Raw genomic sequence first — 20,906 nt, 5'->3', positions numbered from 1 at the left:
GTGGGGGGGGGGCGCGCCCCCCGCCCCCCCCCCCCCCCCCCCCCCCCCCCCACCCCCTGGCCCGCGCGCGGTCCGCTACTTGATGACCGCGTTGGCCGCGGCGATCGCCGCCCCGATCGCCGCGTCCGCCAGCCCGATGGCGGCCGCCGAGCCCAGTCCGTAGCCGAGCCGGAGCGCCACGAACGCACCCCAGGCGAAGAGCAGGGCGGTGTTGAGCGCGAGCCCGAAGGCCGTGGCCGACGCCTCGCTCCAGTCCCAGAGCCCGGATCCCAGGAGCAGCAGGACGGTCGGCAGGGTGGCCGCCACCAGGGGCCACTCGTCCAGCAGGGCGCGCCGCAGCTGCCGCCACCGGTGCCCGGCCGAACCGCGCCGGTGCGTGGCCATGTGGTGCGCGTAGCCGTGCGCCAGTCCGGCCGCGACCGCGGTGACCAGCACCCAGGCGGCGTCGTAGGAGGGCCGGTACGGCCCGGACTGCCCCTGGAGGGCCGCCAGCAGCGCACTCGCGAGGACCGTCCCGTACACCCCGCCGAACATCCAGTCGGCCCCGTGCCGCACCACCGGCGGCCGTGGCCGCCCGGGAATCGCCTGCCCGGCCAAGCGGGCCTCCTCTCGCCGCTCCCCGCCGCCCGCCAACGTACGAGACCCGCCCGTGCGGGTGCGGCCGACACGCAGACCGGAGCCGACGGCCCCCGCGCCCGGCCGGCGTGCCGGGCGCCCGGTGCGGAGCCCCGAACGGCTCAGGCCGTACGGGCCATCGCCTCGCGGACCGCCTCCGGGGTGCGGGCCACGACGGCGGAGCCGTCCTCGGCGGTGATGATCGGCCGCTGGATCAGCTTCGGCTGCCGTGCCAGCTCGGCGATCCACCGGTCGCGGGACGCCTCGTCCCGGGGCCAGTCCTTCAGCCCCGCCTCCTTCGCCCCCGCCTCACCCATCCGCACGATGTCCCACGGCTCCAGCCCCAGCCGCCCCAGCACCTCACGGATCTCGCCCTCCGACGGCACGTCCTCCAGGTACCGCCGCACGGTGTACGAGGCCCCCTCCTCGTCCAGCAGGTGCAGCGCACTCCGGCACTTCGAACAGGCGGGATTGATCCAGATCTCCATGGCCCCACGGTACCCGCCCGCACCTCCCGAAGTGCCCGCTGGCCAGGGCCTTTTGTCAGTGCCCCGCAGTAAAATCGAAGCAGCACCACACAGTCCGACACCACCCTTCGGGAGGCTGCCGATGACCGCTGCCGTATCCGTTTCCCCGCCGCAGAAGAAGAAGCTGCCGGCGGGCCTGCCCCGCGAGTGGTACGAGACGCACAACCGCCGGCTCAAGGCGATGCGCCTGGCGATATTCCTGCTCGACACCGGCACGTACGACGCGAAGCGGGCCACCAACCGCAAGATCCGCACCATGGCCGCCCGCACCGGCATCCACCGCCCGTCCAACACGACCTGCCGCCTCGTCCGGGGCTTCATCGAGTCCCACGGCTGAGCCGCCCCGCCCCGGAAACGGCGGAACCCCGCCACTGCCCGGAGGCGGTGGCGGGGTTCGCGGTGGGTCGGCGGCGGCGCTGGGGCCGGGGCCGGCCTAGAGGTCGAAGTAGAGCTCGAACTCGTGCGGGTGCGGACGCAGCTGGATCGGGGCGATCTCGTGCGTGCGCTTGTAGTCGATCCAGGTCTCGATGAGGTCCGAGGTGAAGACGCCGCCGGCCTGGAGGTACTCGTTGTCGTTCTCCAGCGCGGTGAGCACCGCGTCCAGGGAGGTCGGGACCTGCGGCACGGCCGCGTGCTCGTCGGGGGCGAGCTCGTAGAGGTCCTTGTCGATCGGCTCCATCGGCTCGATCTTGTTCTTGACGCCGTCGAGGCCCGCGAGGAGCAGCGCCGAGAAGGCGAGGTACGGGTTCGAGGACGGGTCCGGCGCGCGGAACTCGACGCGCTTGGCCTTCGGGTTCGACCCCGTGATCGGGATGCGCATGGCGGCGGAGCGGTTGCGCTGCGAGTACACCATGTTGACCGGCGCCTCGAAGCCCGGCACCAGGCGGTGGTACGAGTTCACCGTCGGGTTGGTGAAGGCCAGCAGCGACGGGGCGTGCTTGAGGATGCCGCCGATGTAGTAGCGGGCGGTGTCCGACAGGCCCGCGTAGCCGGTCTCGTCGTAGAAGAGCGGCTCGCCGCCCTGCCACAGCGACTGGTGGACGTGCATGCCCGAGCCGTTGTCACCGAAGATCGGCTTCGGCATGAAGGTCGCGGTCTTGCCGTTGCGCCAGGCGACGTTCTTCACGATGTACTTGAAGAGCATCAGGTCGTCGGCCGCGGCGAGCAGCGTGTTGAACTTGTAGTTGATCTCGGCCTGGCCGGCGGTGCCCACCTCGTGGTGCTGGCGCTCGACCTGGAGGCCCTGGGCGTCGAGCTCCAGGGAGATCTCGGCACGCAGGTCGGCGAAGTGGTCGACCGGGGCGACCGGGAAGTAGCCGCCCTTGTAGCGGACCTTGTAGCCGCGGTTGTTCTCCTCGGAGCCGGTGTTCCAGGCGCCGGCCTCGGAGTCGATGTGGTAGAAGCCCTCGTTCGCGGAGGTCGCGAAGCGCACCGAGTCGAACACGTAGAACTCGGCCTCGGGGCCGAAGTACGCGGTGTCGGCGATGCCGGTGGAGGCCAGGTACGCCTCCGCCTTCTTCGCGATGTTGCGCGGGTCGCGGCTGTAGGCCTCGCCCGTGATCGGGTCGTGGATGAAGAAGTTGACGTTCAGCGTCTTGTCGCGGCGGAACGGGTCCAGGCGCGCGGTCGACAGGTCGGCGCGCAGGGCCATGTCCGACTCGTGGATCGCCTGGAAGCCGCGGATCGACGATCCGTCGAAGGCGAGCTCCTCGGACGGGTCGAACGCCGCCGCCGGGATGCTGAAGTGCTGCATGACACCGGGAAGGTCGCAGAACCGGACATCAACGAACTTGATGTCGTTGTCCTTGATGTACTTCTTCGCGTCGTCGGCGTTCTGGAACATCCAACTCCTCCTACTCCCGACCCCCCGGGCAGGGGCGGGCTGCATAGCTCGTGGTGCGTCAGTGCGGTGGCGCACGCTGGTCCCGACCATAGGCAGGCGGGATTTCTCAAGCATGACCCATTTGTTTCGCACAAGTTAACCGGCACCGGGACCAGGGGGCCTCAAGGGCGCGTCGGGCGTCCGGGTACCGTGGACGGGTGGACAACAGGCAAGCAATCGGATCCTGGCTCTCCGGCCCCCGCTCGACCGCCGAGGAGATGGGCGTCGACTTCGGCTACCCGGGCGAGCGCCTGGGGCTGCCGCAGCAGGGACCCGGTTCGGTCGCCCGCTTCGGCCGCCGCGCCGCCGCCCTGGCCATCGACTGGGGCGCCTGCCAGCTGATCGCATACGGGCTCATCACCGGCGGTGACCTCAACGCCACCGGGAACTGGACGCTGCCGCTCTTCCTGGTGCTGGTCCTCCTCACCGTCGGCACCCTCGGCTTCACCCCGGGCAAGCGGATCGTGGGCCTGCGGGTGGCCGCGGAGGGCGGCGGCCGGCTCGGGTTCTTCCGGGTGCTGCTGCGCACCGTGCTGCTGGCCCTGGTGATCCCGGCCGTGATCTGGGACCGGGACGGCCGCGGCCTGCACGACCGCCTCGCCCGCGCCGTCCAGGTGCGCATCTAGCACCCACGCACCTGCATGCGGAAGGGCCCCGGAACCGTCTGACGGTTCCGGGGCCCTTCCACGTGCGAAGCGGGCCGCCGGGCTGCCCTGAGGGTGCTGCTCGGCGGGTCAGCGCATCTTGCCGCCGCGGGGCATCTTCATGCCCTTCGGCATGGGCCCCTTGGGGAGCGGCATGTTGCTCATGAGGTCGCCCATCGCGCGCAGCCGGTCGTTGACCACGGTGACCTGCGGGCCGGCCAGCACGCGCGGGAACTTCAGCAGGGTGGTGCGGACCTTCTTCAGCGGCACCTCGCCCTCGCCGGTGCCGACGATGATGTCGTGCACGGGAATGTCGGGGAGGATCCGCGCCATCTTCTTCTTCTCGGCCGCCAGCAGGGACTTCACCCGGTTCGGGTTGCCCTCCGCCACCAGCACGATGCCGGCCTTGCCGACCGCGCGGTGGACGATGTCCTGGTTCCGGTTCATGGCGACGGCAGGGGTCGTGCTCCAGCCCCGGCCGACGTTCTCCAGAACCGCCGCGGCCGCGCCCGGCTGGCCCTCCATCTGCCCGAAGGCCGCCTGCTCGGCGCGTCGCCCGAAGACGATCGCCATCGCCAGGAAGGCCACCAGGAAGCCCAGGATGCCCAGGTACACCGGGTGCCCGATCAGGAAGCCGATCCCGAGGAAGACGCCGAGGGTGATGATGCCGACGCCCGCGACGATCAGCCCGACCTTGGGGTCGGCCTTGCGGGTCATCTTGTACGTCAGGGCGATCTGCTTGAGTCGCCCGGGGTTCGCAGCGGCAGCTGCGTTTGCCTTCCTCGCCATGTAGCGAAGTTTACGTGGCCTACGGCGTACGGGAAGCCGCGGCCTCGAGTACGTGTGCGGTCTCGACGCGGTCGTGCGCCCGGCGGCGGTCCTCCAGGACGGCGGTCCAGGCGTTGCGGCGGGCCCTGCGCATGAGCAGCGACTCCACGGCGCGCAGGGCGTCGGAGACCTTCGGGATGGCGATGGCTTGTACAGGCGCGGCCTGCATGGTGTCGATCCCTTCTCGGAGCTGCGCAGCCGGGGGTGTGCGGTGCGTGCAGCTAGCGTCACTGATTGGTGTTACCAGTGCGTGACCGGCCGGTCAAACGGTGATGAAAGCTTGACCGGACGGTGTCCGGCGGCCCGACACGCGGAAGCGGCCCGCACCTGCCCTCCCACCAGGGGAAGGCCGTGCGGGCCGCTTCACTGCGCCGCTACTGCAAAGTAGCTTCTTGTGCTCGAATTCACAGGCCGCCGCGAGGGCGCGGCCCGTGACGCGTCACACCGTCTGACGCTTGTCCATCGCCTGCTGGTACAGCCGGCCGGCGCGGTACGAGGAGCGGACCAGCGGCCCGGACATGACGCCGGAGTAGCCGATCTCCTCGGCCTCCTGCGCCAGCTCCACGAACTCGGCCGGCTTCACCCAGCGCTCGACGGGGTGGTGCCGCGGCGAGGGCCGCAGGTACTGCGTGATCGTGATGAGCTCGCAGCCCGCCTCGTGGAGGTCCTTCAGCGCCTGGCTGACCTCCTCGCGCTCCTCGCCCATGCCGAGGATCAGGTTCGACTTGGTGACCAGGCCGTACGCGCGGGCCTTGGTGATCACGTCGAGGGAGCGCTCGTAGCGGAAGCCCGGGCGGATCCGCTTGAAGATGCGCGGGACCGTCTCGACGTTGTGCGCGAAGACCTCGGGGCGGGAGGCGAAGACCTCCTCCAGCAGCTCCGGCACCGCGTTGAAGTCCGGGGCCAGCAGCTCGACCTTGGTGTGGCCGCCCTCGCGGCCCGCGGTCTGCTGGTGGATCTGGCGCACGGTCTCCGCGTACAGCCAGGCACCGCCGTCCGCCAGGTCGTCTCGGGCGACGCCGGTGATGGTGGCGTAGTTCAGGTCCATGGTGACCACGGACTCGCCGACGCGGCGCGGCTCGTCCCGGTCCAGGGCCTCGGGCTTGCCCGTGTCGATCTGGCAGAAGTCGCAGCGCCGGGTGCACTGGTCGCCGCCGATGAGGAAGGTGGCCTCGCGGTCCTCCCAGCATTCGTAGATGTTCGGACAGCCGGCCTCCTGGCACACGGTGTGCAGTCCCTCGCCCTTCACGAGGTTCTGCATCTTCGTGTACTCGGGACCCATCTTCGCCCGGGTCTTGATCCACTCGGGCTTGCGCTCGATGGGGGTCTGGCTGTTACGGACCTCCAGGCGCAGCATCTTGCGTCCGTCGGGTGCGACTGCGGACACGACCGGCTCCCTGTGACTCTTCGATTCCTCGGCGCCCACCAGGGTACGCCCGTAATTCGTACGCTCTTACGCTCGGCCAACCTGGGACTGTCCCGGTGCATTCCCGGACCCGGTCCCGGCGGGTCAGGCGCTCGCGGGCTGCCCGACCGCGCGCGGGCGCAGGTCGGCGTTCTCCAGTACGTCCTTCAGGTGGCGCTCCGCGACCGGGAGCACCTCCTCGATGGTGACCTCGCGGCCCAGCTCGGCTGCGATCGAGGTCACACCGGCGTCACGGATCCCGCAGGGGATGATCCGGTCGAACCAGGTGCTGTCGGGGTTCACGTTCAGCGCGAAGCCGTGCATCGTGACGCCCTTGGCGACGCGGATGCCGATGGCGGCGAGCTTGCGGTCCTCGCGGCGCTGGCCGGCGTTGGAGGGCGCGTACTCGGGGCCGTTGAGCCGCGGGTCGAACTCCTCGTCCGTCAGCCGCGGGTCGAAGTCCAGCGAGAGGCCGCCCAGCGAGGGCCGCTGCTCGACCGGGTCGCCCAGCACCCACACCCCGCTGCGGCCTTCGACCCGGGTGGTCTCGACGCCGAACTCCGCGGCGGTGCGGATCAGCGCCTCCTCCAGGCGGCGGACGTGGGCCACCACGTCCACCGGGCGCGGCAGCTTCATGATCGGGTAGCCGACCAGCTGGCCCGGGCCGTGCCAGGTGATCTTGCCGCCGCGATCCACGTCCACGACGGGGGTGCCGTCGAGGGGACGCTCGCTGTCGGCGGTGCGCCGGCCTGCCGTGTACACCGGTGGGTGTTCCAGCAGCAGGCAGGTGTCCTCGGTCTCGTCGGCGAACCGGGCCGCGTGCACCCGGCGCTGCTCTTCCCACGCCTCGGTGTACTCGACGGCGTCCGGCCCGAAGCCCAGACGGACAAACCGCAGCTCACTCACTGCAGCGCCTCCTCGTAGAACCTGCTGTGTGCACGTAACGCACTCAGCAAGGGTACGGCGGGGCTCCCGATCCGGGCAGGGGGGTCGTCCCCGCCCCTCTGACCTGCCGGTTCTTCGCCGACCTGGCCGCCCGGCCGCGCGGGCGGTCCGGATCCTCGTCGGCGTGCGGCAGCGGCCGGTGCCCCTCGGAGTGGTCGTTCACCCAGCCGCACACCCCACAGGCGTACCGGCCGTCGAGCCCGGCGATCAGCGTCCCGCAGCGCCGGCACTCGGCCTCGGTGATCTCCGGGGCCCGGGGGAGCCGGGGGGCGGAGCCGTGGAGGGGGCCGGTCGGATCGTGCGGGGTCATGCCCGGCAGCCTACGCACGCCATCGGGGGTGATCCGTAAAGGGCCCTCCCTGTTCTTCGCACGATCGGATGAATGTGGGGCAGAGGGGGCGGTAACCCGGGAGTTGGCCGCTACATTCACGCCGTTCATCAGGGCCGGGACTCCGGTCCGGCAAGTCAGGAGACCGTGGAGCCGATGACGGAACGACCTCCGCAGCGCGTCCCCAACCGGCAGCTCGCGGCGCTGATCGCCGAAGCGGGCTTCTCCAACGCCGGCCTCGCGCGCCGCGTCGACCAGCTCGGCCTCGAACACGGGCTGGACCTGAGGTACGACAAAACCTCCGTGACCCGGTGGCTGCGCGGTCAGCAGCCCCGCGGCACCACCCCCGCCCTGATCGCGGAGGTCTTCACCCGGCGGCTGGGCCGCCGGCTGTCCGCCCAGGACCTCGGACTCGACGCCTGCGCACCGGTCTACGCCGGGCTGGAGTTCGCCGCCACCCCCGAGGAGGCCGTGGACATCGCGAGCGGCCTGTGGCGCAAGGACTCCGGCAGTCACACCGAACTCCGGAAGATCGCCTTCACCCCCGCCGGCCTGGTCGTGCCCAGCCGCGACTGGCTGATCGGCCGCGCCGACGAACGGGTGGGCCGCGGCGAGACGCCCCCCGGCCCCCGGGTGCCCGGCCAGCCCCGGACCGCCACCGTGCCCCGGCAGCGCCAGATCGACCGCGGCCCCGGCCAGCGCGTCACCGGCGGCGACATCGCCGCCCTGCGCTCCGTCTCCGAACTGTTCCGCGCCCTCGACCACGCCTACGGCGGCGGGCACGCACGGCAGGCCCTCGTCCGGTACCTGGAGCACGAGGCCGAACCCATGCTCCGCGGCACCTACGGCGAGACCACCGGCCGACGGCTGTTCGCGGCCGCCGCCGACCTGACCCGGCTGGCCGGCTGGACCTCGTACGACATCGCCGCGCACGGGCTGGCCCAGCGGTACTACGTTCAGGCGCTGCGGCTCGCCCAGGCCGCGGGGGACCGGGCGTACGGGGCGTACGTGCTGGTCACCATGAGCCGGCAGGCGGTCTACCTCGGCCACGGGCGGGAGGCCGTGCAGCTGGCCCGGGTCGCCCAGCAGGGCGTCGGCTCCGGCGCCCCGCCGGTGGTGCAGGCACTGCTGCACGCGGCCGAGGCCCGCGGCCACGGCGTCCTCGGCGAGGTCCGGGCCTGCACCGCCTCGCTGGTCCGCGCCGAGCGGGCGCTCGGCGGGGCCCGGCCCGGCGACGACACCCCGCACTGGGCCCGCTCCTTCGACGAGGCGCAGCTCGCCGACGAGTTCGGGCACTGCCACCGCGACCTCCAGCAGTACCGGGCCGCCGCCCAGCACGCCGAGCGCTCGCTCCAGCTCCGCTCCCCGGCCTACGCCCGCTCCCGCCTGTTCTGCCGGATCGTGCTGGCCACCGCCCGGCTGGGGCTGGGCGAACTCGACCAGGCGTGCACGCTCGGCGCCGAGGCCGCCCAGCAGGCGATGGAGATGCGCTCGGCCCGCGCGGTGGAGTACGTACGCGACTTCGAACGGCGGCTGGAGCCGCATCGGGACGCGGCGGCCGTGCGGAACTACCGCGACCGGGTGGCGGCGCTGCTCTGACCCGGCCGCGGCCGGCCCCTCCGTGCTCCGGAGGTGCCGGCCGCGGAACGGGCGTCAGGCCGCGGCCGGCACCGCCAGGGGCGCCGCGGCCACCGGCACCCCGAAGTCGCGGAGCACCGCACCGGCCGCCCGGCGGGCCGAATGCAGGGCGCCCTGCACGCTGTTCACGTCCCGGTGGTCGCCGCACACGTACAGCCCGGCCAGCACCCGCACCCGGCGGTGCACATCCTGCGGCGGCGGCATCGCCGGCACCGCCTCCGGCGTGTGGTGGACGGCCAGCAGCTCCCAGTCCGTGGTCGGCGTCCCGTACAGCGCCGCGAGATGACTGCGCACCGCCTGCTCCGAGGGCCGTTCGGCGCCCAGCACGGTGGACGTGATCAGCGCGCGGCCGTCCGGCGACCGGCTCGGGTCGACCGCGCTCATCACCGCGGTGTGCGCGACCGGCCCGCGGCCCTCGCCGTCGAGGATCAGCGCGGTGTCCCCGGCCGGCGCCCCGGGCGCGGTGTGGTGCAGGACGGTCACCGGGTGGAAGTCCGGGACCCGGAGCCCGGGCAGCAGCCCCGCGGCCGCCCGGGCCCCCGTGGCCAGCAGCACCGACCGGCAGCGGAACTCGCCGTGCTCCTCGGTGGTGACCACGCTCGTCGACACCGACCGCACCCGCACCCCGGTGTGCAGGGTCCCGGCCGGCAGTGCGGCGGCCAGCAGCTCCGGCAGGGCGGCCGCGCCGCCCTCCGGCACCGCGAGCCGGCCCAGCGCGAACCCGCGCAGCGCCAGGTCGGCGCACCGCCGCGAGGTGGTCAGGTCCGGGTCGGAGAGCAGCGCCGCCAGCAGCGGGCGCAGCACTCCGTTGAACGTGCGCGGCAGGGCGGCCGCCGCGGTCCGGTCCGGCCGGGCCAGCAGGCGTTCCTCCGGGGTGGCCGCGAGCCGCCCGAGGGCCGCGCTGAGGCGGGCCTGGTCCAGGGAGCGCGAGGCCAGCGCCCGGGCGGCGGACCGGGCGCCCGGTCCCACCCGGCCCCGTGCGGTGCCCGACGGCACCACCGGGCGGCGGCCCTCGCCGTGCACGAGGACCCCGGGCGCGAAGGTCTTCAGCCGCAGCTCCGCGAGGGCGGGCGTACGGCCGAGCTCCGGGTACGAGGTGTTGAGCAGATGGGCGATCCGGTCGAGGCGGAAGCCGTCGACCAGGTCGGTGGCCATCCGGCCGCCCGGCCCCTCGCCCGCCTCCAGGACGGTCACCGAGATGCCGGAGGCGATCAGGTGGTGTGCCGCCGACAGTCCCGAGACTCCGGCTCCCACAATGACGACGTCCGCGTGGTGTGCGTTGCTGAGCACGTGCCCCTCCCCGAGGTCGGCGCGGCTGGTGGGGATCCTCCTTCCCCCAACGGCTTCGGGGAATACACGGGTTCGGCAGTCGAATAGGCGCAAGTCCGGTCGCATGCGGTCGCACGCCGGTCGCACAACGGTCGCTTTCGGTCCACCCGGCGGAGTGGGGCCGGTGCGCCACCGGGAGCGGATCTCAGCGTTCCGTGGCTGCCAGGGCGGCCCGCAAGGCGTCGTCGATCTCGGGGAAGGTGAAGCGGAAACCCGACTCCGCGAGGGCCCGCGGCACCGCCCGCTGACTGCCCAGCACGTCCTGCGCCAGCTCGCCCAGCGCCAGCCGCAGTGCGAACTCCGGGACCGCGCACGCCGTCGGACGGTGCAGCACGCGGCCCATGGCGGCCGTGATCTCACGGTTCGTCAGCGGCTCCGGGGCCGTCATGTTGACCGGCCCGGACAGTGAAGGCGTGCTGATCAGGTGCCGGATGGCGGCGATCTCGTCGTACAGGGAGATGAAGCTCCAGTACTGCCGGCCGTCGCCCAGCCGGCCGCCGAGCCCCGCACGGAACAGCGGGAACATGCGCCCCCATGCGCCTCCCCCGCCCGACACGACGAGGCCGTTGCGGGCCAGCACCACGCGCACCCCGGCCCCGGCGGCCGGTGCCGTGGCCGCCTCCCAGGCCCGGCAGACCTCCGGCAGGAAGCCGGTGCCGGCGGGGGAGCGCTCGTCCAGGACCTGGTCGCCGGCGTCCCCGTAGTAGCCGATGCCGGAGGCGCTCACCAGCACCTCCGGCGGCTCGTCCAGGGCGGCGATCGCCCGCGCCAGGGTGGTCGTGCCGGCGACCCGGCTGTCCCGGATCTCCTTCTTGTACGCCTCCGTCCAGCGGCGGTCGCCGATGCCCGCGCCCGCGAGGTGGACCACCGCCGTGCAGCCGGGCAGGGCGGCCGGGTCCACCGTGCCCCGCCGGGGGTCCCAGGCGGCCTCGTCCGGCTCCCGCGGCGGCCGCCGCACCAGGCGGACCACCGCGTGCCCGTCCGCCCGCAGGGACCGCACCAGTGCCTTGCCGATGAGCCCGGACGCGCCGGTGACCGCGATACGCATGCACCCATCCTGCCCGTACGGCCCGCCCGGCCGGGACGGTACGCGCCGATCCGGCGGGCCGCCCGTCCGGGGCGTCCGGGGTGCGGGGGCGGCGCCGCCGTACGAGGGTGAGGGGGTGAGGATGAGGCGCCGGACGGCGGAGCCGGGCCGGCTGCGCGGGGCGCCGCCGCCCCGGTGGGCGCGGGTGGCGCCGGTGGTCGCGCTCGTGGTGCTGTCGGCCGCGCAGCTGATCACGCCGGCCAGCGTGGAGCTGGGCTTCTTCCTGGCCGCACTGCCGCCGGTGGCGGCCTTCTCGTACGGGGCGGCCGGCACCGCGCTGTTCGCGGGCGTGGTCCTGGTGCTGCTCGGCACCCCGCATCTGCCGGTGGCGCACGCCCGGGGCACGGACCTGGCGACCGTGGCCGCGGTCTGCCTGCTCAGCGTGGTCCTGGCGTGGGTGCGCAAGCGGCGCGACGAGCAGCTGGTGAGCGTACGGACGGTCGCCGAGGCCGCCCAGTTCGCGGTGCTGCCGCCGCTGCCGGAACGGGTCGGGCCGGTGCGGTGCGCCGGGCTCTACCGGGCGGCGCAGCGGGGCACCCTGGTCGGCGGCGACCTGTACGACGTACGGGCCGGGCCGTACGGGGTGCGGGCGCTGGTCGGGGACGTGCAGGGGCACGGGCTGGCGGCCGTGGCGACGGTGGCGGCGCTGCTGGGGGCGTTCCGGGAGGGGGTGCTCGACGATGCGTCGCTGGCGGCGGTGGCGGGGCGGCTGGACCGGCGGCTCGTGACGGATGCGGCGGGGGTGGAGCACGCGGAGGTCTTCGCGACGGCCGTGCTGCTGGAGTTCCCGCCGGGGGGCGGGGTGGTGCGGGTGCTGTCCTGCGGGCATCCGGCGGCGGTGCTGCTGCGGGGGCGTTCGGTGGGTGAGGTCTCCGTGGACGTGGGCGTTCCGCTCGGCCTCGGGCTGTCCGGTCTCGGCGCGGGTGCCGTCACCAGTCTGCCACTGCTGCCGGGGGACCGGCTGCTCCTGCACACGGACGGGCTCACCGAGGCCCGTGACTCCGCCGGGGCCTTCTACCCCCTGCTCACCCGGCTCCCCCTCCTCCTCGCCTCCGCCGACCTCCCCACCGCCGTCTGGCACGACCTGTCCCGCTTCACGCAGGGCCTCACCGACGACGTGGCCCTCCTCATCCTCTCCCCGGACCCACCCTGACCCCCGGGGCTCCGCCCCGGACCCCGCGCCTCAATCGCCGGCGAGGCTGGATTTCGCCCCGCCGGGTCGGCCGGTCGAGCGGCACCCACCCTTCGGGGCTCCGCCCCGGACCCCGCGCCTCAATCGCCGGCGAGGCTGGATTTCGCCCCGCGGGGTCGGCCGGTCGAGCGGCACCCATCCTTCGGGGCTCCGCCCCGGGCCCCGCGCCTCAATCGCCGGCGAGGCTGGATTTCGCCCCGCAGCATCCAACCCTTCGACAGACCCGGCCCAAGGGCAGCCTCAGGTCCCAGGGCAGCTCCGACTCGCGGGCAACCTCTGGCCCGCGGGCAACCTCCGGGCAGGGGACGAACTCCGGGCCGGGGGCACACTCCAGCCCGTCCAGGGGGCACCTCCCAGCCCCCTGGGGCTGGGGGAGTTTGAGGACCGGGGTGCGGGGCGGAGCCCCGAAAACAAGCCCCGCCGGCGATTGAGGCGCGGGGTGCGGGGCGGAGCCCCGGGGCTTTGAGCCGCGCCGGCGATTGAGGCGCGCGGGGTGCGGGGCGGAGCCCCGAGATCCGGCCGCGTCGGCGGTCAGGGCGCCGGGTTACGGCGTGAGGAGCGGGAGGGACGCCGTCAGGCGGGTGAGGGCGCGGAGGGCCAGGTCGACGGGCGAGCCGGGCCCGGTCGCGTCGTCCTCCCCGGCCGCCCAGAGCTCCAGCGCGATCCGGATCGCATCGGTCGCCGCCGCCGCAAGAAGCCGGACGTCCAGCGGATCCGCCCCCGGCCCGGCAAGACGGGCCAGGACGGGAACGAGCCGCTCCTCGGAGTCCTGGTTCACCCGGTACCAGACGGCCCGCAACGCCGGATCGGACGCCGCCGCCCGCAACAGCCCCCGCGTCCACCGCAACGCCTCCTCCCCCTCCGGCCCCACGGTCAGCGCCTGCCGCACCGCCTCCTCCAGCACCTCCCGCAACGGCTCCGCCGGATCCGCCGCCTCCAGCAGCGCCCGCCACTCGTCCCCGCCCCGTGCCAGCAACGGCGCCACCGCGTCCTGCTTGCTGCGGAAGTACCGGTAGAACGTGCGCAGCGCCACGCCCGCGCCGAGGGCGATGTCCTCCGCGGTGGTCCCGTCCGGCCCCCGCTCGGCGAACAGCGCACACGCGGCCCGTGCGATGTCGAGCTGGGTGGCCGCCTTGCGGCGCTCGGTCAGCGACTTCGGTCCGGGACCGGTGGCGGGGGTGTAGGGGCGCGGGGACTTCACACCGGCAGGGTACGCCGCCGGACCGACAAATGGCATGCAGTGACACTCTGGCAAAACGTGCCACTTACTCGGTACGCTCGAAGCGCCCCCCACCCGCTCACCCACGGAGACCCCACATGAACCGCTACGAAGGCCGCCGCGTACTGATCACCGGCGCCGGCTCCGGCATCGGCCGCGCCACCGTCCACCGGATCCTCGCCGAAGGCGGCCGCGTGCACGCCGTGGACGTGAGCGAGGACGGCCTCAAGACCACCGCCGAGCAGGCCGAGGCCGCCGGCACCGCCGCCCGCCTGACCACCGGGCAGCTCGACATCTCCGACGAGGCCGCCGTCAAGGAGGGCACGGCCGCCGCCGTCGACGCCCTCGGCGGCATCGACGTACTCGTCAACGCGGCCGGCATCCTCCGCTCCGAGCACACCCACAAGACCACCCTGGACCTGTGGAACACGGTGCTCGCGGTCAACCTGACCGGCACCTTCCTGATGGTCCGCGAGTCCCTGGCCGCCCTGCTGGCCGGCGACCGCCCGGTCATCGTGAACTTCAGCTCCACCTCCGCGTCCTTCGCGCACCCGTACATGGCGGCGTACGCGGCCTCCAAGGGCGGCATCCAGTCCATGAGCCACGCCCTCGCCGCCGAGTACAGCAAGCAGGGCCTGCGCGTCGTCTGCGTGGCGCCCGGCTCCATCGAGAGCGGCATGACCACCGGCACCGGCCCCGGCCTGCCGGACGACACCGACTGGTCGCTGTTCGCCAAGCTGGCCCCGGCCCTCGGCCAGGGCTTCGCCGGCCCCGAGACGGTCGCCGGCGTGGTCGCCATGCTCGGCTCCGAGGACGGCGCCTTCATCACGGGCACCGAGATCCGCATCGACGGCGGCACCCACTACTGATCCGGCGGCACCCGGAAGGCACGGCCTACGACCGGAACCGGTCCCACAGCCGGGGGAAGCGCTCCGCGAGCACGGCTTCGTTCTCGAAGTCCAGCGGGGCGCCCTCCGGCTCGGCCGCCTGCAGCGGCACCCCCAGGTCCGGCGCCACCACCCCGGTGAGCTGCTCGTACGCCTCGTCCGCCGAATACCCCAGCTCCTCGCCGTCCCCGTCGACCGTCTCGTCGAACTCGCCCAGCAGCTCCGCCAGCTGGTCGGGGTCGGCCAGCGCCCCCTCGAACACCTCCCGCCCCTGCCCGATCAGCCAGCAGCGGAAGAAGTCGAACGCGTCGTCACTGGCCCCGTCGAGCAGCACCCAGGCGGCCCCCCACAGGTCCCAGGTGTAGGCCCGGTTGTACCGGGACTCGAAGTGCCGGGCGAAGTCCAGGACGGACTCGGGGTCGAGCTGCACCAGGCGCTCGACGAGCAGGTCGGCATGGTCCTCCGGGTCGCCCTCGGCGGCCGCGCGGGTGCTGTCGACGATCTCCCAGAACTCCGTCTCGTCCATCACGCGTCCAGCATCACCGGTGCGTCGCGGCCCCGCCACCGCGAGAATCCGTCGTATGCGAACTCAGCCGGAAACCCACCCGGAACCGCAGCAACAGCCCGCCGACGACCCCTGGCCGGGCACCGGCCCCGTGCCGCCCGGCACCCTCCGCGGCAAGGTCGCCCTGGTGGCCGGGGCCACCCGGGGTGCCGGCCGCGCCATCGCCGAGCAGCTGGGAGCCGCCGGCGCCACCGTGTACGTCACCGGACGGACCAGCCGCACCCGCGCCAGCGAAGTGGGCCGGACGACGGAAACCATCGAGCAGACGGCCGAACTCGTCACCGCCGCCGGCGGCGAGGGCATCGCCGTGGTGGCCGACCACCTCGACCGCGCCCAGGTCGCCGGCGTGGTCGAACGCATCGACGCCGGACACGGCCGGCTCGACGTGCTCGTCAACGACCTCTGGGGCGGCGAACACCTCGTGGTCTTCGGCAAGCGCATCTGGGAGACCGACCTCGACCAGGGCCTGCGCATGCTCGAACTCGGCGTGAAGAGCCACATCATCACCAGCTGGCACGCCCTGCCGCTGCTGGTCCGCAACCCCGGCGGTCTGGTCGTGGAGATCACCGACGGCACTGCCGAGACCAACGAGCGGTTCCGCGAGAACTTCTTCTACGACCTCGCCAAGAACGGCCCCATCCGGATGGCCCGCACCCTCGCCCACGACCTCGGCGGCACCGGCTGCCACGCCGTGTCCGTCACCCCCGGCTGGCTGCGCTCGGAGCAGATGCTGGAGGCCTTCGGGGTCACCGAGGCCACTTGGCGCGACGCCGCCGCCAAGGTCCCCGGCTTCGGGGTCTCCGAATCCCCCCGGTACGTCGCCCGCGCGGTCGCCGCGCTCGCCGCCGACCCGGACGTCGCCCGCTGGAACGGGCAGTCCCTGGCCAGCGGACAGCTCGCCCGCGCGTACGGCTTCACCGACACCGACGGCAGCCGCCCGGACGCCTGGGGCTACATCCAGGACGTCGAGATCGGCGGCGCCGACCGCAGCCCCGACGACTACCGCTGACCACGGCAGGCCGTGGGAACGCCGGCGGGCGGCCGCACCCCCCCCCTCGGGGGTGCGGCCGCCCGCTCACGGCACGCCCGGCCTACAGGCCGTAGCGCTCCCGCGCCTCCTTGACCGCGGAGGCCGGAACCTCACCGCGGCGGGCCAGCTGGGCCAGCGCCGCGACCACGATCGACTGCGCGTCGACACCGAAGTGGCGGCGGGCGCCCGCACGGGTCTCGGACAGGCCGAAGCCGTCCGTGCCCAGCGAGGTGTAGTCGCCCGGCACCCACTGGCTGATCTGGTCCGGGACCTGCCGCATCCAGTCGGACACCGCGAGCACCGGGCCCGGTGCGCCCTCCAGCACGCGGGTCACGTACGGGGTGCGCTCCTCGCCGCGGAGCAGGGCCTCGTCGCACTCCAGCGCGTCGCGGCGCAGCTCGCCCCACGAGGTGGCGGACCACACGTCGGCGGCCACGTTCCAGTCGGCGGCCAGCAGCTGCTGGGCCTCCAGGATCCAGTGGATCGCCGTACCGGACGCCATCAGCTGGATCTTCGGGGCCTCGGCGGCCGGACCGTTCTCCAGGTCGGAGGCCTGGTTGAAGCGGTACAGGCCCTTGAGGATGCCCTCCTCGACGCCCTCGGGCATCGCCGGCTGCACCTTCGGCTCGTTGTAGACCGTCAGGTAGTAGAAGACGTCTTCCGGCGTCTCGCCGTACATCCGGCGCAGACCGTCCTTGACGATCACCGCGATCTCGTACGCGAAGGCCGGGTCGTAGTTCAGCGACGCCGGGTTCGTGGACGCGATCAGGTGCGAGTGACCGTCCGCGTGCTGGAGGCCCTCACCGGTCAGGGTGGTGCGGCCGGCGGTGGCACCGACGATGAAGCCCTTGCCGAGCTGGTCGGCGAGCTGCCACATCTGGTCGGCGGTCCGCTGCCAGCCGAACATCGAGTAGAAGATGTAGAACGGGATCATCGGCTCGCCGTGCGTCGCGTACGACGTGCAGGCGGCGATGAAGTCGGCCATGGCGCCGGCCTCGGTGATCCCCTCGTTGAGGATCTGGCCGTCCTTGGCCTCCTTGTAGTACATCAGCTGGTCGCGGTCGACCGGCTCGTACGTCTGGCCCAGCGGCGAGTAGATGCCGGCCGACGGGAACAGCGACTCCATGCCGAAGGTGCGCGCCTCGTCGGGGACGATCGGCACCCAGCGCTTGCCGGTCTCCTTGTCCCGCATCAGGTCCTTGACCAGCCGGACGAAGGCCATGGTGGTGGCCATCTCCTGCTTGCCGGAGCCCTTGAGCAGCGGGGCGAAGGAGCGGTCCGCCGGAGCGGGCAGCGCCACGTGGTGGACCTTGCGGGCCGGGGCCGGGCCGCCGAGCGCCGCGCGGCGCTCGTGCAGGTAGCGCACCTCGGGGGAGTCCGCACCCGGGTGGCCGTACGGCACCACGCCGTCGGCGAAGGCGCTGTCCGGGATCGGGAGGCCAAGGAGGTCGCGCATGTCCTTGAACTCGTCGATCGTCAGCTTCTTCATCTGGTGGTTCGCGTTCTTCGACTCGAACCCGGCACCCAGCGTGTGGCCCTTGACCGTCTGCGCCAGGATCACCGTCGGCGCACCCTTGTGCGCGAGGGCGGCCTTGTACGCGGCGTAGACCTTGCGGGGCTCGTGGCCGCCGCGGGAGGTGTGGAAGCACTCGGCGATCTTCGCGTCGGACAGCACGCCCGCCAGCTGCACCAGCTCGGCGTTGGCGCCGAAGAAGTGCCGGCGGATGTAGGCCACGTCGCGGGTCGCGTACGTCTGGAACTGCGCGTCCGGCACCTCGCGGATGCGGCGGACCAGGGCGCCCGTGGTGTCGAGCTGGAAGAGCTCGTCCCAGGCGGAGCCCCACAGGGTCTTGATGACGTTCCAGCCGGCGCCGCGGAACTGGGCCTCCAGCTCCTGGACCACGCGGAAGTTGGCGCGGACCGGACCGTCGAGGCGCTGCAGGTTGCAGTTGATGACGAAGGTCAGGTTGTCGAGCTGCTCGCGCGAGGCCAGCGCCAGGGCGGCGGTCGACTCGGGCTCGTCCATCTCGCCGTCGCCCAGGAAGGCCCAGACGTGCGAGTTCGCCGTGTCCTTGATGTTCCGGTTCTGCAGGTAGCGGTTGAAGCGCGCCTGGTAGATCGCGGAGAGCGGGCCGAGGCCCATGGAGACCGTGGGGAACTCCCACAGCCAGGGCAGCCGGCGCGGGTGCGGGTACGACGGGAGGCCGTTGCCGCCCGCCTCCTGCCGGAAGTTGTCGAGCTGCTGCTCGGAGATGCGCCCGTCGAGGAAGGCGCGGGCGTAGATGCCGGGGGAGGCGTGGCCCTGGATGTAGAGCTGGTCGCCCGAGCCGTCGGCCTCCTTGCCCCGGAAGAAGTGCTGGAAGCCGGTCTCGTAGAGCCAGGCCGCCGAGGCGAAGGTGGCGATGTGGCCGCCGACGCCGTACTTGGATCCGCGGGTCACCATCGCGGCCGCGTTCCAGCGGTTCCACGCGGTGATCTTCGCTTCCATCGCCTCGTCACCGGGGAACTCCGGCTCCGCGGCGGTGGGGATGGTGTTGACGTAGTCCGTCTCCAGCAGCTTCGGCAGGGCGAGCCCGGCAGCCTCGGCGTGGTGGAGCGTACGGCGCAGCAGGTACTCGGCACGGCGGGTGCCGGCGGCCTTCGCGACGGCGTCGAGCGACTGAGCCCATTCGGCGGTCTCTTCGCTGTCGCGGTCCGGGAGCTGGTCGAGCTCGCTCGGAAGCTTGGCTACGGGGTCGGACATCGGTGTGCGCCGCCTTCCGGACTGGAAACGGGGGTGGATCTGGGGGTCCCTGACGGGCAGGACAGGGCAGGCGGACCGGGTTGTGGTCCGCGGAAGACTGTAAACGCCTGATCGATGATCGATCAAAGAATTCACACGAAAAAATACTCGAATTGACAAAGTAGGCACTGCATGCCGCTAATCCGGGCACGCAGTGCCAAGGCGAAGATGGATGAATACGGACAAGTCAGGCGCGCGGTGCGCAGCCCAGAACGTGCCGCTTCACCAGGAGGCCGATCTCCGGATCGTTCCTCCGGAAGGCCTCGACGAGCATCTCGTGCTCCTCGGCGAAGGCCTTCTGCACGGTCCCCAGCCAGCGGATCGACAGCGCCGTGAACACCTCGATGCCCAGGCTCTCCCAGGTGTGCAGCAGCACGCTGTTGCCCGCGGCGCCCACCATCGCCCGGTGGAAGGCCACCGTGTGGCGGACCTGCGCGGTGCTGTCCTCCGTGCGGTCGGCCTCCCGCAGGGCCACCACGTGCGGTTCCAGCAGCCCGTCCAGCAGGGCCGCGTCCGAGGCCAGCCGGGGCGCCGCCAGCTCGGCGGCGATCTGCTCCAGGCCCGCCCGCACCGGGTAGATCTCGTCCAGGTCGGACGCGGTGAGGTTGCGGACCCGGACGCCCTTGTTCGGCGCGGACTCGATCAGCCGCAGCGTCTCCAGCTCCCGCAGGGCTTCCCGGACGGGGGTCTGGCTCACCTCCAGCTCGACCGCGATCCGGCGCTCCACGATCCGCTCGCCGGGCTTCCAGCGGCCGCTGACGATCCCCTCCACGATGTGCTCGCGGATCTGCTCGCGCAGCGAGTGCACGACGGGTGGGGTGATCATCGGGGTGTCATCTCCTGGGGGCGCGCAGGGACAGGGGGCGGTGGGGTGGAGCCGCCCTGAGCGTAGACAATACGGCGGCGCCCCCGCCCGGATGTCAACCGGGCGGGGGCGCCGACGTGAGGCTCGTTACAACGGGGCCGGTCAGAGGCCCAGTTCGACCTCGAACTCGCCGGCCTCGAGGATCGCCTTGACCGCCGTCAGGTAGCGGGCGGCGTCCGCGCCGTCCACCAGGCGGTGGTCGTAGGAGAGCGACAGGTAGGTCATGTCGCGCACGGCGATGGTCTCGCCCAGGTCCGGGTGGTTGATGACCACGGGACGCTTGACGGTGGCACCGATGCCCAGGATCGCGACCTGGTTCGGCGGCACGATGACCGTGTCGAACAGCGCACCGCGCGAGCCGGTGTTGCTGATCGTGAAGGTCGCGCCCGACAGCTCGTCCGGCGTGATCTTGTTGCCGCGGACCTTGCCGGCCAGGTCGGCCGTGGCCTTGGAGATGCCGGCCAGGTTGAGGTCGCCCGCACCCTTGATGACCGGGGTCATCAGGCCCTTCTCGGAGTCCACGGCGATGCCGATGTTCTCCGAGTCGAAGTAGGTGATGGTGCCCTCGTCCTCGTTGATCCGGGCGTTGACGACCGGGTGGGCCTTCAGCGCCTGGGCAGCGGCCTTGACGAAGAACGGCATCGGGGAGAGCTTGACGCCCTCGCGGGCCAGGAACGAGTCCTTGGCCTTGCCCCGCAGCTTCATGATCTTGGTGATGTCCACCTCGACCACGGAGGTCAGCTGGGCCTGCGAGTGCAGCGCCTTCATCATGTTGTCGCCGATGACCTTGCGCATGCGGGTCATCTTGACCGTCTGGCCGCGCAGCGGGGACACCTCGACGGCCGCGGCCTTCGGGGCGGCCGCGGCGGGGGCGGCCGGAGCGGCAGCGGCGGCCTTGGCGGCCTCCGCGGCGGCGATGACGTCCTGCTTGCGGATGCGGCCGCCGACGCCGGTGCCCTGCACCTGCGCCAGGTTGACCCCGGACTCCGAAGCCAGCTTGCGCACCAGCGGAGTCACGTAGGCACCCTCGTCGCCGGCGGAGACCGGAGCGGCGGGGGCGGCCGGGGCGACCGGAGCCGGAGCGGCGACCGGGGCCGGAGCGGCGACCGGGGCCGGAGCGGCCGGAGCCGCGACCGGG

The 20,906-nt window shown here is 72.8% G+C and carries 21 protein-coding genes; 6 read left to right on the top strand and 15 right to left on the bottom strand.

The annotated features are described in order from the left end of the window. Positions 1 to 75: 75 nt before the first annotated feature. Both LG634_RS36235 and LG634_RS36230 read right to left on the bottom strand, forming a co-directional pair. Positions 76 to 597: a hypothetical protein gene (locus tag LG634_RS36235; RefSeq protein ID WP_226740626.1), complete on the bottom strand. Its 522-nt coding sequence runs from the start codon at positions 595 to 597 to the stop codon at positions 76 to 78. Positions 598 to 737: 140 nt separating this feature from the next. Then, positions 738 to 1,103 carry an ArsC/Spx/MgsR family protein gene (locus LG634_RS36230; RefSeq protein ID WP_226740624.1) on the bottom strand — a complete coding sequence of 122 codons (366 nt, stop codon included), beginning with the start codon at positions 1,101 to 1,103 and terminating at the stop codon, positions 738 to 740. Positions 1,104 to 1,224: 121 nt separating this feature from the next. Here LG634_RS36230 and LG634_RS36225 point away from each other — a divergent pair, with 121 nt between their 5' ends. After that, positions 1,225 to 1,479 (top strand): hypothetical protein, encoded by a 255-nt coding sequence (locus tag LG634_RS36225; protein WP_226740622.1) that lies wholly within the window; start codon positions 1,225 to 1,227, stop codon positions 1,477 to 1,479. A 96-nt stretch (positions 1,480 to 1,575) separates the two neighbouring features. On the opposite strand, the gene glnA is transcribed toward LG634_RS36225, so the two are convergent. Next, positions 1,576 to 2,985 (bottom strand): type I glutamate--ammonia ligase, encoded by a 1,410-nt coding sequence (gene glnA, locus LG634_RS36220; RefSeq protein WP_226740620.1) that lies wholly within the window; start codon positions 2,983 to 2,985, stop codon positions 1,576 to 1,578. Positions 2,986 to 3,182: 197 nt separating this feature from the next. Between glnA and LG634_RS36215 the strand changes: the two genes are divergently transcribed. After that, positions 3,183 to 3,650: an RDD family protein gene (locus tag LG634_RS36215; protein ID WP_226740617.1), complete on the top strand. Its 468-nt coding sequence runs from the start codon at positions 3,183 to 3,185 to the stop codon at positions 3,648 to 3,650. 108 nt (positions 3,651 to 3,758) lie between these two features. On the opposite strand, the gene LG634_RS36210 is transcribed toward LG634_RS36215, so the two are convergent. From LG634_RS36210 to LG634_RS36190, 5 genes are all read right to left on the bottom strand, one after another. After that, positions 3,759 to 4,457, bottom strand: coding sequence for a DUF4191 domain-containing protein (locus tag LG634_RS36210; protein ID WP_226740615.1), 699 nt, complete (start codon positions 4,455 to 4,457; stop codon positions 3,759 to 3,761). Between the two features lie 19 nt (positions 4,458 to 4,476). Next, positions 4,477 to 4,665 carry an SCO2195 family GlnR-regulated protein gene (locus tag LG634_RS36205; protein WP_226740613.1) on the bottom strand — a complete coding sequence of 63 codons (189 nt, stop codon included), beginning with the start codon at positions 4,663 to 4,665 and terminating at the stop codon, positions 4,477 to 4,479. 270 nt (positions 4,666 to 4,935) lie between these two features. Further along, positions 4,936 to 5,883 carry a lipoyl synthase gene (gene lipA / locus LG634_RS36200; protein ID WP_226740611.1) on the bottom strand — a complete coding sequence of 316 codons (948 nt, stop codon included), beginning with the start codon at positions 5,881 to 5,883 and terminating at the stop codon, positions 4,936 to 4,938. Positions 5,884 to 6,006: 123 nt separating this feature from the next. Next, the gene (gene lipB, locus LG634_RS36195) at positions 6,007 to 6,807 is read right to left on the bottom strand and encodes a lipoyl(octanoyl) transferase LipB (protein ID WP_226740609.1); all 801 of its coding nucleotides are present in this window, start codon (positions 6,805 to 6,807) and stop codon (positions 6,007 to 6,009) included. A 43-nt stretch (positions 6,808 to 6,850) separates the two neighbouring features. Beyond that, positions 6,851 to 7,156, bottom strand: a complete 306-nt coding sequence (locus LG634_RS36190) for a hypothetical protein (RefSeq protein WP_226740607.1) — start codon at positions 7,154 to 7,156, stop codon at positions 6,851 to 6,853. 174 nt (positions 7,157 to 7,330) lie between these two features. Here LG634_RS36190 and LG634_RS36185 point away from each other — a divergent pair, with 174 nt between their 5' ends. Further along, a complete protein-coding gene (locus LG634_RS36185; RefSeq protein WP_226740605.1) occupies positions 7,331 to 8,773 on the top strand; it encodes an NsdA family TPR-like regulatory protein in 1,443 nt (480 codons plus the stop codon). A gap of 54 nt (positions 8,774 to 8,827) precedes the next feature. Here LG634_RS36185 and LG634_RS36180 read toward each other — a convergent pair whose 3' ends face one another. After that, positions 8,828 to 10,102, bottom strand: coding sequence for an NAD(P)/FAD-dependent oxidoreductase (locus LG634_RS36180; RefSeq protein ID WP_226740603.1), 1,275 nt, complete (start codon positions 10,100 to 10,102; stop codon positions 8,828 to 8,830). 184 nt (positions 10,103 to 10,286) lie between these two features. Beyond that, on the bottom strand, positions 10,287 to 11,189 hold the full coding sequence (locus LG634_RS36175; RefSeq protein ID WP_226740601.1) for a TIGR01777 family oxidoreductase: 903 nt from the start codon (positions 11,187 to 11,189) through the stop codon (positions 10,287 to 10,289). Between the two features lie 121 nt (positions 11,190 to 11,310). On the opposite strand from LG634_RS36175, the gene LG634_RS36170 reads away from it, so the two are divergent. Beyond that, positions 11,311 to 12,381, top strand: a complete 1,071-nt coding sequence (locus tag LG634_RS36170; protein WP_226740599.1) for a PP2C family protein-serine/threonine phosphatase — start codon at positions 11,311 to 11,313, stop codon at positions 12,379 to 12,381. A gap of 583 nt (positions 12,382 to 12,964) precedes the next feature. Here LG634_RS36170 and LG634_RS36165 read toward each other — a convergent pair. Then, entirely contained in the window at positions 12,965 to 13,621 is a 657-nt protein-coding gene (locus LG634_RS36165) for a TetR family transcriptional regulator (RefSeq protein WP_226740597.1), read from the bottom strand. A 116-nt stretch (positions 13,622 to 13,737) separates the two neighbouring features. Between LG634_RS36165 and LG634_RS36160 the strand changes: the two genes are divergently transcribed. Beyond that, on the top strand, positions 13,738 to 14,508 hold the full coding sequence (locus tag LG634_RS36160; RefSeq protein ID WP_226740596.1) for an SDR family NAD(P)-dependent oxidoreductase: 771 nt from the start codon (positions 13,738 to 13,740) through the stop codon (positions 14,506 to 14,508). Positions 14,509 to 14,533: 25 nt separating this feature from the next. Here LG634_RS36160 and LG634_RS36155 read toward each other — a convergent pair whose 3' ends face one another. Further along, the gene (locus LG634_RS36155; RefSeq protein ID WP_226740630.1) at positions 14,534 to 15,052 is read right to left on the bottom strand and encodes a DUF4240 domain-containing protein; all 519 of its coding nucleotides are present in this window, start codon (positions 15,050 to 15,052) and stop codon (positions 14,534 to 14,536) included. A gap of 55 nt (positions 15,053 to 15,107) precedes the next feature. On the opposite strand from LG634_RS36155, the gene LG634_RS36150 reads away from it, so the two are divergent. Then, positions 15,108 to 16,100: an SDR family oxidoreductase gene (locus LG634_RS36150; RefSeq protein WP_226740594.1), complete on the top strand. Its 993-nt coding sequence runs from the start codon at positions 15,108 to 15,110 to the stop codon at positions 16,098 to 16,100. An 82-nt stretch (positions 16,101 to 16,182) separates the two neighbouring features. On the opposite strand, the gene aceE is transcribed toward LG634_RS36150, so the two are convergent. The 3 genes from aceE to sucB form a co-directional block, all read right to left on the bottom strand. Then, positions 16,183 to 18,864: a pyruvate dehydrogenase (acetyl-transferring), homodimeric type gene (aceE, locus tag LG634_RS36145; RefSeq protein ID WP_226740592.1), complete on the bottom strand. Its 2,682-nt coding sequence runs from the start codon at positions 18,862 to 18,864 to the stop codon at positions 16,183 to 16,185. 226 nt (positions 18,865 to 19,090) lie between these two features. Then, on the bottom strand, positions 19,091 to 19,726 hold the full coding sequence (locus tag LG634_RS36140) for a GntR family transcriptional regulator (RefSeq protein WP_226740628.1): 636 nt from the start codon (positions 19,724 to 19,726) through the stop codon (positions 19,091 to 19,093). A gap of 144 nt (positions 19,727 to 19,870) precedes the next feature. Continuing rightward, positions 19,871 to 20,906: 2-oxoglutarate dehydrogenase, E2 component, dihydrolipoamide succinyltransferase (gene sucB, locus LG634_RS36135; protein WP_226740590.1), on the bottom strand; the 1,036-nt coding region annotated here is incomplete at its 5' end.

The sequence above is a fragment of the Streptomyces bambusae genome (assembly GCF_020532645.1).
In the GTDB taxonomy this organism is placed as follows: domain Bacteria; phylum Actinomycetota; class Actinomycetes; order Streptomycetales; family Streptomycetaceae; genus Streptomyces; species Streptomyces bambusae.
The sequence above is the reverse complement of the archived record's forward strand: the minus strand, read 5'-3'. Positions and strand labels throughout refer to the sequence as shown.

Excerpts from the sequence above, each read along its gene's own strand:
- LG634_RS36230 (WP_226740624.1), bottom strand. The coding sequence starts at position 1,103 with ATGGAGATCTGGATCAATCCCGCCTGTTCGAAGTGCCGGAGTGCGCTG.
- LG634_RS36225 (WP_226740622.1), top strand. The coding sequence starts at position 1,225 with ATGACCGCTGCCGTATCCGTTTCCCCGCCGCAGAAGAAGAAGCTGCCG.
- glnA (WP_226740620.1), bottom strand. The coding sequence starts at position 2,985 with ATGTTCCAGAACGCCGACGACGCGAAGAAGTACATCAAGGACAACGAC.
- LG634_RS36210 (WP_226740615.1), bottom strand. The coding sequence starts at position 4,457 with ATGGCGAGGAAGGCAAACGCAGCTGCCGCTGCGAACCCCGGGCGACTC.
- LG634_RS36205 (WP_226740613.1), bottom strand. The coding sequence starts at position 4,665 with ATGCAGGCCGCGCCTGTACAAGCCATCGCCATCCCGAAGGTCTCCGAC.
- LG634_RS36190 (WP_226740607.1), bottom strand. The coding sequence starts at position 7,156 with ATGACCCCGCACGATCCGACCGGCCCCCTCCACGGCTCCGCCCCCCGG.
- LG634_RS36185 (WP_226740605.1), top strand. The coding sequence starts at position 7,331 with ATGACGGAACGACCTCCGCAGCGCGTCCCCAACCGGCAGCTCGCGGCG.
- LG634_RS36175 (WP_226740601.1), bottom strand. The coding sequence starts at position 11,189 with ATGCGTATCGCGGTCACCGGCGCGTCCGGGCTCATCGGCAAGGCACTG.
- LG634_RS36170 (WP_226740599.1), top strand. The coding sequence starts at position 11,311 with ATGAGGCGCCGGACGGCGGAGCCGGGCCGGCTGCGCGGGGCGCCGCCG.
- LG634_RS36160 (WP_226740596.1), top strand. The coding sequence starts at position 13,738 with ATGAACCGCTACGAAGGCCGCCGCGTACTGATCACCGGCGCCGGCTCC.
- LG634_RS36155 (WP_226740630.1), bottom strand. The coding sequence starts at position 15,052 with ATGGACGAGACGGAGTTCTGGGAGATCGTCGACAGCACCCGCGCGGCC.
- LG634_RS36150 (WP_226740594.1), top strand. The coding sequence starts at position 15,108 with ATGCGAACTCAGCCGGAAACCCACCCGGAACCGCAGCAACAGCCCGCC.
- aceE (WP_226740592.1), bottom strand. The coding sequence starts at position 18,864 with ATGTCCGACCCCGTAGCCAAGCTTCCGAGCGAGCTCGACCAGCTCCCG.